Annotated in this window: 9 protein-coding genes and 1 pseudogene; 6 read left to right on the forward strand and 4 right to left on the reverse strand. The window is 67.5% G+C overall.

Annotated features, from left to right (window positions below; all coding sequences use genetic code 11):
- The 3 genes from L810_RS30675 to L810_RS30685 all read right to left on the reverse strand — a co-directional run.
- A partial coding sequence (locus tag L810_RS30675) for an anti-sigma factor family protein (protein WP_042976789.1) occupies nucleotides 1-365 on the reverse strand: 365 nt, incomplete at its 3' end.
- On the reverse strand, nucleotides 355-996 hold the full coding sequence (locus tag L810_RS30680) for an RNA polymerase sigma factor (protein WP_021162119.1): 642 nt from the start codon (nucleotides 994-996) through the stop codon (nucleotides 355-357). The genes L810_RS30680 and L810_RS30675, both read right to left, overlap by 11 nt.
- Before the next feature lie 163 nt (nucleotides 997-1,159).
- Entirely contained in the window at nucleotides 1,160-2,071 is a 912-nt protein-coding gene (locus L810_RS30685) for a substrate binding domain-containing protein (protein WP_021162120.1), read from the reverse strand.
- A 172-nt stretch (nucleotides 2,072-2,243) separates the two neighbouring features.
- Between L810_RS30685 and gcl the strand changes: the two genes are divergently transcribed.
- The 4 genes from gcl to lysM all read left to right on the forward strand — a co-directional run bounded on the left by gcl (nucleotide 2,244) and on the right by lysM (nucleotide 6,758).
- Nucleotides 2,244-4,019, forward strand: a complete 1,776-nt coding sequence (gcl, locus tag L810_RS30690) for a glyoxylate carboligase (protein WP_021162121.1) — start codon at nucleotides 2,244-2,246, stop codon at nucleotides 4,017-4,019.
- A gap of 43 nt (nucleotides 4,020-4,062) precedes the next feature.
- Entirely contained in the window at nucleotides 4,063-4,872 is an 810-nt protein-coding gene (hyi, locus tag L810_RS30695; protein ID WP_021162122.1) for a hydroxypyruvate isomerase, read from the forward strand.
- A 26-nt stretch (nucleotides 4,873-4,898) separates the two neighbouring features.
- The gene (locus L810_RS30700; RefSeq protein WP_373453109.1) at nucleotides 4,899-5,804 is read left to right on the forward strand and encodes a 2-hydroxy-3-oxopropionate reductase; all 906 of its coding nucleotides are present in this window, start codon (nucleotides 4,899-4,901) and stop codon (nucleotides 5,802-5,804) included.
- Between the two features lie 483 nt (nucleotides 5,805-6,287).
- A complete protein-coding gene (gene lysM, locus L810_RS30705) occupies nucleotides 6,288-6,758 on the forward strand; it encodes a peptidoglycan-binding protein LysM (RefSeq protein ID WP_021162125.1) in 471 nt (156 codons plus the stop codon).
- A gap of 105 nt (nucleotides 6,759-6,863) precedes the next feature.
- On the opposite strand, the gene L810_RS30710 is transcribed toward lysM, so the two are convergent.
- Nucleotides 6,864-7,886 (reverse strand): asparaginase, encoded by a 1,023-nt coding sequence (locus L810_RS30710; RefSeq protein WP_021162126.1) that lies wholly within the window; start codon nucleotides 7,884-7,886, stop codon nucleotides 6,864-6,866.
- A 271-nt stretch (nucleotides 7,887-8,157) separates the two neighbouring features.
- Here L810_RS30710 and L810_RS30715 point away from each other — a divergent pair, with 271 nt between their 5' ends.
- Both L810_RS30715 and L810_RS30720 read left to right on the forward strand, forming a co-directional pair.
- Nucleotides 8,158-8,448, forward strand: coding sequence for a PsiF family protein (locus L810_RS30715; protein ID WP_011549641.1), 291 nt, complete (start codon nucleotides 8,158-8,160; stop codon nucleotides 8,446-8,448).
- 259 nt (nucleotides 8,449-8,707) lie between these two features.
- Nucleotides 8,708-8,964: pseudogene (locus L810_RS30720) on the forward strand (hypothetical protein); the annotation flags it as partial.

Genomic DNA, 8,964 nt, shown 5'->3' on the forward strand with positions numbered 1-8,964 from the left:
CCGGTGCCGGCCGTGGCCGGGCGTGCCGCCCCGCCAAGCCCCCGCAGCCAGGACAACCCGTTACGCCCGCGCGGCCGCCGCTGCGGCTGCGATCGGGATCCGGATTGCGGCTCCGCCCGCGCCTGCTCGCGGGCAGGCGCGTCGGCCGCGGCAGGCAGGCTCGCAAGAATGCTCGCCCGCAACGCATCCGGCGCACGGTGATAGTCGGCCTGACGCACGGCCTGCACCAGCGTGACGATCCGTTCGCGTTCCTGTCGACACACGTCGCACCCTTCGACATGCTGCTGGACCCGCAACGCGTCGGGCGCCGACAGCTCGCGGTCGACGTCCGCGTCCAGCAACGCTCGCGCTTCGTTACAGTCCATCGATAGCCTCCGATGCGGTTCCGCCTGCCGGCGTACGGCCTGGCCTGCCTTCGGCCGCCGGTGCCGGCTCGCCGCCCAGCAGCGCGGCGAGCTTGCGCCGGCCGCGTGCGAGCCGCGACATCACCGTGCCGACCGGCACGTCGGCGATCGCCGCGATCTCGCGGTAGCTCAGGTCCTCCATCTCGCGCAGCACCAGCACCTCGCGGTATTCGGGCGGCAGCTTCGCGAGCGCCGCGTTCACGAGCCGCACGTTCTCGCCGCGCAGCAGGTGCGCGAGCGGGTCCTCGGTGGCGGGCTGCCAGTCGTCGGGCACGTCGGTGTCGTCCAGCGTATCGGGCAGCGCGACCTCGTGCGCATGCGTGCGGCGCCGCCACTCCGTGTACCAGGTGTGGCGCACGATCGTCAGCAGCCACGGCCGCGCGTTGTCGCCGCGACACGAATCGACGAAGCGCAGTGCGCGCATGCACGCGTCCTGGACGACGTCGTCCGCATCGCCGGCGTTGCCGCTCAGCCAGCGTGCGAGGTTGTACGCGGCGTCGAGATGCGGCAGCACGAGCGCGCGAAACCGCTCGCCGCGCGCGACCGCGTCGTCTGCCACCCGTTCTTCGACCGCCTGTCCGGCTTGCCCCACATGGCCTCCCTGGTCCCGGCGGCCGAAACCGCGCCCGTTCCGCGCACGGCGCCCGGACAGACCGGCGACGTGCGCGCTCGATGACCATACCGTTGCTGCGTCGAGTTTATTCCCGCGCCGGGCGCATGAAGCGTAAAAAAATCGCCGGGCCGCCCGCCTCCCGTTACGGCGTGGTGCTCCAGTAACCGGGGCGCGCATACGCGGCGCGCAGGTAGTCGATGAAATAACGCACGCGCGCCGGCACGTAGCGCTGCTGCGGGTAGACCGCAAGGATGTCGTAATCGGGCAGCGCGTATTCGTCGAGCACGGTCTCGAGCTCGCCCGTCTCGAGCTGCGCGGCGATTTCCCACGTCGAGCGCCAGCCGAGCCCGAGGCCTTCGGCCACCCAGCGGTGCAGCAGTTCGCCGTCGTTGCAGTCGAGGTTGCCGGCCACGCGCATCGTCGCGATCTTGCCGTGGCGCTGGAAATACCAGCCGCGGTTCTGCCCGCCCTGCAGGTTGAACGCCAGGCAGTTGTGCCTCAGCAGGTCGTCGAGCGACTTCGGCCGGCCGTGCCGGCGGAAATACTCGGGCGTGCCGCACACGACGCGCCGGTTCGACGCGAGCTTCACCGCGACGAAGTTCGGATCGACGGCACCGCCGATCCGGATCGACAGGTCGTAGCCTTCGCGCACGAGATCGACGACGCGGTCGGTCAGGTTGAACGACAGCTGCATCTCGGGCTTGTCGGCCAGAAAGCCCGGCGCGTGCGGCGCGACATGCTTGCGCCCGAATGCGGCCGGCGCCGACACGATCAGGTGCCCGCTGACCGCGCGCCGCCCGGCGGCCAGTTCGTTCTCGGCCTGGTCCCATTCGGACAGCAGCCCGCGGCAGCGCTCGAGGAACGCCGCGCCCTCCTCGCTGACCACCAGCCGCCGCGTCGAGCGGTACATCAGCTTCACGCCGAGCCGCTTCTCGAGCGCGTCGATGCGCCGCCCGAGCACGACCGGCGACACGCCCTCCTCGAGCGCCGCCGCCGCGAGGCTGCCGGCATCGGCCACGCGCACGAACGTCTCGATCTGCTTGAAGCGATCCATCTCCCGTCTCCGTCTCTGTTCCGGCTCCGGCGGAAAGCCCCGCCCGGCCGTCATTCCATACTTTTAGTTTCGAAAAAAGCGACTTCGGCTGATCTTATCAAACCTTTCCTGCATCCCTAAAGTGTCCCCAACAGACCCATTCGCAAGATCCACCCCATTCAAGGAGACATTCATGGCCAAGATGAGAGCCGTCGACGCAGCTGTGCTCGTGCTCGAGAAGGAAGGCATCCAGACCGCGTTCGGCGTGCCGGGTGCGGCGATCAACCCGTTCTACTCGGCGATGCGCAAGTCCGGCGGCATCAGCCACGTGCTGGCCCGCCACGTCGAAGGCGCGTCGCACATGGCCGAAGGCTTCACGCGTGCGGCCCCGGGCAACATCGGCGTGTGCATCGGCACGTCGGGCCCGGCCGGCACCGACATGATCACCGGTCTCTACTCCGCTTCCGCCGACTCGATCCCGATCCTCGCGATCACGGGCCAGGCACCGCGCGCCCGCCTGTACAAGGAAGACTTCCAGGCCGTCGACATCGAATCGATCGCAAAGCCCGTCACCAAGTGGGCCGTCACCGTGCGCGAACCGGCGCTGGTGCCGCGCGTGTTCCAGCAGGCATTCCACCTGATGCGCTCGGGCCGTCCGGGCCCGGTGCTGGTCGACCTGCCGATCGACGTGCAGCTTGCCGAAATCGAGTTCGACATCGACACCTATGAACCGCTGCCGGTCTACAAGCCCGCGGCCACCCGCGCGCAGATCGAGAAGGCGCTCGCAATGCTCAACGACGCGGACAAGCCGCTGATCGTGTCGGGCGGCGGCGTGCTCAACGCGGCGGCCGAAGACCTGCTCGTGCAGTTCGCGGAAACGGTCGGCGTGCCGGTGATCCCGACGCTGATGTCGTGGGGCGCGATTCCGGACGACCACCCGCTGATGGCCGGCATGGTCGGCCTGCAGACGTCGCACCGCTACGGCAACGCGACGCTGCTCGCGTCCGACTTCGTGCTCGGCATCGGCAACCGCTGGGCGAACCGTCACACGGGCAGCGTCGAGGTCTATACGAAGGGCCGCAAGTTCGTGCACGTCGACATCGAGCCGACGCAGATCGGCCGCGTGTTCGGCCCGGATCTCGGCATCGTGTCGGACGCGAAAGCCGCACTCGAACTGTTCGTCGCGGTCGCGCAGGAATGGAAGGCCGCCGGCAAGCTGAAGGACCGCAGCGCATGGGTCGCCGACTGTCAGGCACGCAAGCGTACGCTGCAGCGCAAGACGCACTTCGACAACGTGCCGGTCAAGCCGCAGCGCGTGTACGAAGAGATGAACAAGGTGTTCGGCCGCGATACCTGCTACGTCAGCACGATCGGCCTGTCGCAGATCGCCGCCGCGCAGTTCCTGCACGTGTTCAAGGCACGCAACTGGATCAACTGCGGCCAGGCGGGCCCGCTCGGCTGGACGATCCCCGCCGCGCTCGGCGTGCGTGCGGCCGACCCGAGCCGCCCGATCGTCGCGCTGTCCGGCGACTACGACTTCCAGTTCATGATCGAGGAACTCGCAGCCGGCGCGCAATTCAAGCTGCCGTACGTGCACGTCGTCGTGAACAACTCGTACCTCGGCCTGATCCGCCAGGCGCAGCGTGCGTTCGACATGGACTACTGCGTGCAGCTCGCGTTCGACAACGTGAATGCGCCGGAGCTGAACGGCTATGGCGTCGACCACGTGGCCGTCGCGGAGGGCCTCGGCTGCAAGGCGCTGCGCGTGTTCAAGCCGGAGGAGATCGAGCCGGCGCTGCGCCAGGCGCAAACGCTCGCGGAAGAATTCAGCGTGCCGGTGGTCGTCGAAGTGATCCTCGAGCGCGTGACGAACATCTCGATGGGTACCGAAATCGACGCGATCAACGAATTCGAGGATCTCGCCGAAAAGGCCGAGCACGCACCGACCGCGATCTCGATGCTCGACTGAACCGCACGCCATTTTTGACTGACCGACCGAAGAGGCTTAGCTCATGCCGAAGTTTGCTGCAAACCTGACCATGCTGTTCAACGAAGTGCCGTTCCTCGACCGCTTCAAGGCGGCCGCCGATGCGGGCTTCGACGCCGTCGAGTTCCTGTTCCCGTACCCGTACGCGAAAGAGGAACTCGCCGAGCGGCTCGAGACGCATCGCCTGCGCCTCGTGCTGCACAACCTGCCCGCCGGCAACTGGGACCAGGGCGAGCGCGGCATCGCGTGCCTGCCCGATCGCGTCGGCGAGTTCCAGGAAGGTGTCGGCCGCGCGATCGAGTACGCGAAGGCGCTGAAGGTGCCGCAGCTGAACTGCCTCGTCGGGATTCCGTCGGCGAGCACGGCGCGCGACAAGACATTCGTCACGATCGTCGACAACCTGCGCTTTGCCGCCGACGCGCTGAAGCGCGAAGGCATCCGCCTGCTCGTCGAGCCGTGCAACAGCTTCGACATCCCGGGTTTCGCGCTGAACCGCTCGTCGGAAGGGCTCGACGTGATCCGCGCGGTCGGCTCGGACAACCTGTTCCTGCAGTACGACATCTATCACATGCAGCGCATGGAAGGCGAACTGGCCGCGACGATCGAACGCAACCTCGCGTCGATCGGCCACGTCCAGCTCGCGGACAACCCGGGCCGCAACGAGCCGGGCACGGGCGAGATCAACTACGCGTTCCTGTTCGCGCTGCTCGACCGGCTCGGCTATGCCGGCTACGTCGGCTGCGAATACAAGCCCCGCACCACCACGACGGAAGGCCTCGGCTGGCTGCACAGCGTCGCCGGCTGCGCACCGGGCTCGGCGCGTCGCGCCGCCTGAGATCCGCCCTTTCCGCATACGCCCCTATAGGAGACTTTCACATGGCAACCATCGGTTTCATCGGCCTCGGCATCATGGGCGCGCACATGGCGCGCAACCTGCTCAAGGGTGACCACCAGCTCGTCGTGAACGGCGCGTTCCCGATTCCCGACGACCTGCGCACGAGCGCGAAGGTCGTCGCGAACTCGACCGAAGTCGCACGGAACGCGGACATCATCATCTCGATGGTGCCGGATACGCCGGACGTGCGTAACGTGCTGTTCGCCGACGACGGCGTCGCGAAGGGCCTGACGGCCGGCAAGCTCGTGATCGACATGAGCTCGATCTCGCCGCTCGACACGCAGGAATTCGCGAAGCAGATCAACGCGCTCGGTTGCGACTACCTCGACGCGCCGGTGTCCGGCGGCGAAGTCGGCGCCCGCGAAGCGACGCTGACGATCATGGTCGGCGGCCCGGAGGCGGCATTCGACCGCGCGAAGCCGCTGTTCGAGAAGATGGGCAAGAACATCACGCTCGTCGGCGACAACGGCGCGGGCCAGACCTGCAAGGTCGCGAACCAGATCATCGTCGCGCTGAACATCGAAGCCGTCGGCGAAGCGCTGTTGTTCGCCGCACGCTCGGGCGCGGATCCGGAGCGCGTGCGCCAGGCGCTGATGGGCGGCTTCGCCGCGTCGCGCATCCTCGAAGTGCACGGCGCGCGGATGACGAAGCGCACGTTCGATCCGGGCTTCCGCATCGAGCTGCACCAGAAGGATCTGAACCTCGCGCTCGACGGCGCACGCAAGCTCGGCCTCGCCCTGCCGCACACGGCGAGCGCGCAGCAGCTGTTCAGCGTGTGCGCATCGCACGGCGGCAAGGCATGGGATCACTCGGCACTCGTGCGTGCGCTCGAGATCATGTCGAACTTCGAGATCGAGAAGACGGCGGGCTGAACGCATGCCGCCTGGCGCGGCTTCGTTCCGATGATGCCGTAACGCGCGGTCCGTCGCGATGACGGACACGCGAATGACACACGCGACCGGCACGACCGGTCGCATCGATGCGCGAGACACGCGCGCATCACGGTGGGGCGCCCCGCCCTGCACTGCCGACGGCATGCGGGACGGGGCGAAAAACGCCGCTCTGGGCTGAGAGCGGCGTGGTGGGGTCCGCAGCGGCACCCGGCGACGCCGGGGAAGCCTTGGTCGGTCAGACGTCGTCGTCGGGTGTCCGCCTGTCGGATTTCGCGTATTACATTTCTTTACGTTCGAGCGTGCGATTTTTCATGCAATCGTCGCGCTGAACGCCTACACTTTCGCCACGCCTTTCGAGAAAACCGCCGCGCTTGTGGTCACTTCCGGTGACCGCGCCCAGCGCGGTGTTTTTTTCGCCACTTCACGGCGCGTTTTCTTTTCAACCACCCAAGGAGTGCAACGATGGGTCTTCTTTCGTTTATCAAAGAGGCGGGTGAAAAACTGCTGGGTCATGCCGACGCGCAAGCAGCGGAAGATCCGAATGCCGCAAACCAGACCGCGGCCGATGCCATCAAGAACTACATCAACACGCAGGGTCTCGATACGTCGAACCTGACCGTGGCGTTCGACGGCGCGTCGCGCACCGTGACGCTGTCGGGCAGCGTCGCCGACCTCGACACGAAGGCGAAGGTCAAGGTCGCGGCCGGCAACGTGCAGGGCGTCGCGGGCGTCAACGACGACGATCTGCAACCGGACGATCCGGAAGTGCAGTACCACGACGTGAAGCCGGGCGACACGCTGTCGGCGATCGCCAAGGAAGTGTATGGCGACGCGAACAAGTACCCGGCGATCTTCGAGGCGAACAAGCCGATGCTGTCGAGCCCGGACCGGATCTACCCGGGCCAGAAGCTCGTGATTCCGCCGCAGTCCTGAGCATTCGTGCAGCACTGACGCAAAAAAGGCAGGCCGCTCGGCCTGCCTTTTTCATGGGCGACGCGCGCCGTGCAATCGGCGCGTATCGGTCATCCCCTCATCGAATCACAGCGTATCGAACGCGCGTTGCAATGCGTCGCGATCGTGAATGCCGTTCGCCAGCGCGAGCATCAGCAGCACGCGCGCCTTGAACGGGTGCAGCGACCCCGCGCTCACGAAACCGAGCGCATCGTCGCTCGCGGCGCCGTTGCGCATCACGTGCCCCGACCCGACGCGCGACGCACGCACCACCGCCACGCCCGCGTTCACCGCATCGGCGAGCGCCGCCTGCAGCGTCACATGGATCGAGCCGTTGCCGGTGCCGGCGACGACGAGACCGCGCACGCCGGCCGCGACGAGCGCGTCGACGGCCGTGCGCGTCACACCCGCGTAGCTGGCGACCACTTCGACGGGCGGCCATGCTGCGGCGATCGCCAGCTGCGCGTCGCGCGAACGCGTGACGCGGCGTGCGAATTCGACCCGGCCGTCCTGCACCCAGCCGAGCGCGCCGAGTTCCGGCGACTGGAACGCGTCGACCGCATAGGTGCTCGTCTTCACCACGTCGCGCGCGCCGTGGATCCGGTTGTTGAACGCGACCAGCACGCCCTGCCCGCGCGCGGACGGATGCGCGGCCACCGTTACCGCATTCAGCAGGTTCAGCGGGCCGTCGGACGACAGCGCGGTCGCCGGCCGCATCGCGGCCGTCAGCACGACCGGCTTGTCGCCCCTGACGACCAGGTGCAGCGCATACGCGGTTTCCTCGAGCGTGTCGGTGCCGTGAGTGATCACGATACCGTCGACCGCCGGGTCGGCCATCAGCGCGTCGATCCGCGCGGCGAGCGTGTTCCACAGCGGCAGCGCGAGATCCTTGCTGTCGATGCTGGCGACTTGCTCGGCGTCGATGCGCGCGACGGACGCGAGCGCCGGCACCGCGTCGACCAGGAAATTGACGCCGAGTGCGCCGGCCTGGTAGCCGGCCGTGCTGGCCGCGTCGGGTGCGGCACCGGCAATCGTGCCGCCGGTGGCGAGCACGGCGATGCGCGGCAGGGCCGCCGCGGACGAAGGGGATGCGGGATTCAGAGTATTCATGGCCGCGATTGTAAAGGCTTGCGGCCGGTATCCGGCAGGTTCCGGCACGGCGGCCGGGGCCGGCCGCCGCACATCATGGTTTGCCCCGATCGTCCGGCCGGGTGCGCCGTCAACGGACGTGGTATCTGCAACGTTATAGGAAGTGCCGTTTTGGTGTTTTCACATTGATTTGCCATAATCGGATCGCCCCGCGCGATGCGGCCCTATGCTCATCGTGCGGTGCGTCGTGACGGCGTCGATAAAACGCAATTCACCCCATGGGAGTGTCGAAATGAAAATCCAATCGCTCGTAGCCGCAGTGCTTCTCGGCGGCATGCTGGCTTCCCCCGCGTTCGCGGCGAACAGCCAGCAGGACAAGATGAAGGCCTGCAACACCCAGGCAGCCGGCAAGACGGGCGATGAACGCAAGGCGTTCATGAAGGACTGCCTGTCGGCGAAGCCCGCGAAGGCGATGACGCAGCAGGAAAAGATGAAGGCATGCAACACGCAGGCCACCGGCAAGAAGGGCGACGACCGCAAGGCGTTCATGAAGAGCTGCCTGAGCAATCAGCCGGCAGCCTGAGTTCCGGCGCTCCCGTATCGAATGCCGCGCACCGCTTCGGCGGGCGCGGCATTTTTGTTTTCGTTGCACGCGCATCGACGCGCCCGGCCCCGACCTCTCCCGCCCCGCTTTCCCGGCCCGCCGTGCCGGCGCCGCCACATGGTGCGGCAATTCGCCGCGATTTCTTCTATGATGGCTGCAACGCGGCCCATCCAAGTACAAGAAGCGCCATCGGGCCGCCCTCGAGACGGACGCGCACGCGCGTCAAACGGAGGCATGGATGGCATGGAGACAACACCGCTGGTTCCGCCGCTGGCTGATCGTGATCGTGTTCTGGGCCGTGCCCGTCGCGATCGTCGCCGTCCGCGAGATCCGCGAGGAAATGGCCTACAACAAGGCGGACCTGCAGCTCGCGCTGACCACCTGGCAGCTCACCGATGCGCAGCAGGCCGCCGGCGCCGCCGCGAAGTGCCACGGGGATCCTGACGAGGCGCGCGCGGCCGGCTGCCCGGCCGACGTGCTCGCCGCCAACGCGCC

The organism is Burkholderia sp. AU4i (assembly GCF_000466765.1).
GTDB classification, from domain to species: domain Bacteria; phylum Pseudomonadota; class Gammaproteobacteria; order Burkholderiales; family Burkholderiaceae; genus Burkholderia; species Burkholderia cepacia.

What these genes read in the sequence shown, in the direction of transcription:
- L810_RS30710 (WP_021162126.1), bottom strand. Translation starts at nt 7,886, where the DNA reads ATGAATACTCTGAATCCCGCATCCCCTTCGTCCGCGGCGGCCCTGCCG.
- hyi (WP_021162122.1), top strand. Translation starts at nt 4,063, where the DNA reads ATGCCGAAGTTTGCTGCAAACCTGACCATGCTGTTCAACGAAGTGCCG.
- lysM (WP_021162125.1), top strand. Translation starts at nt 6,288, where the DNA reads ATGGGTCTTCTTTCGTTTATCAAAGAGGCGGGTGAAAAACTGCTGGGT.
- gcl (WP_021162121.1), top strand. Translation starts at nt 2,244, where the DNA reads ATGGCCAAGATGAGAGCCGTCGACGCAGCTGTGCTCGTGCTCGAGAAG.
- L810_RS30685 (WP_021162120.1), bottom strand. Translation starts at nt 2,071, where the DNA reads ATGGATCGCTTCAAGCAGATCGAGACGTTCGTGCGCGTGGCCGATGCC.
- L810_RS30715 (WP_011549641.1), top strand. Translation starts at nt 8,158, where the DNA reads ATGAAAATCCAATCGCTCGTAGCCGCAGTGCTTCTCGGCGGCATGCTG.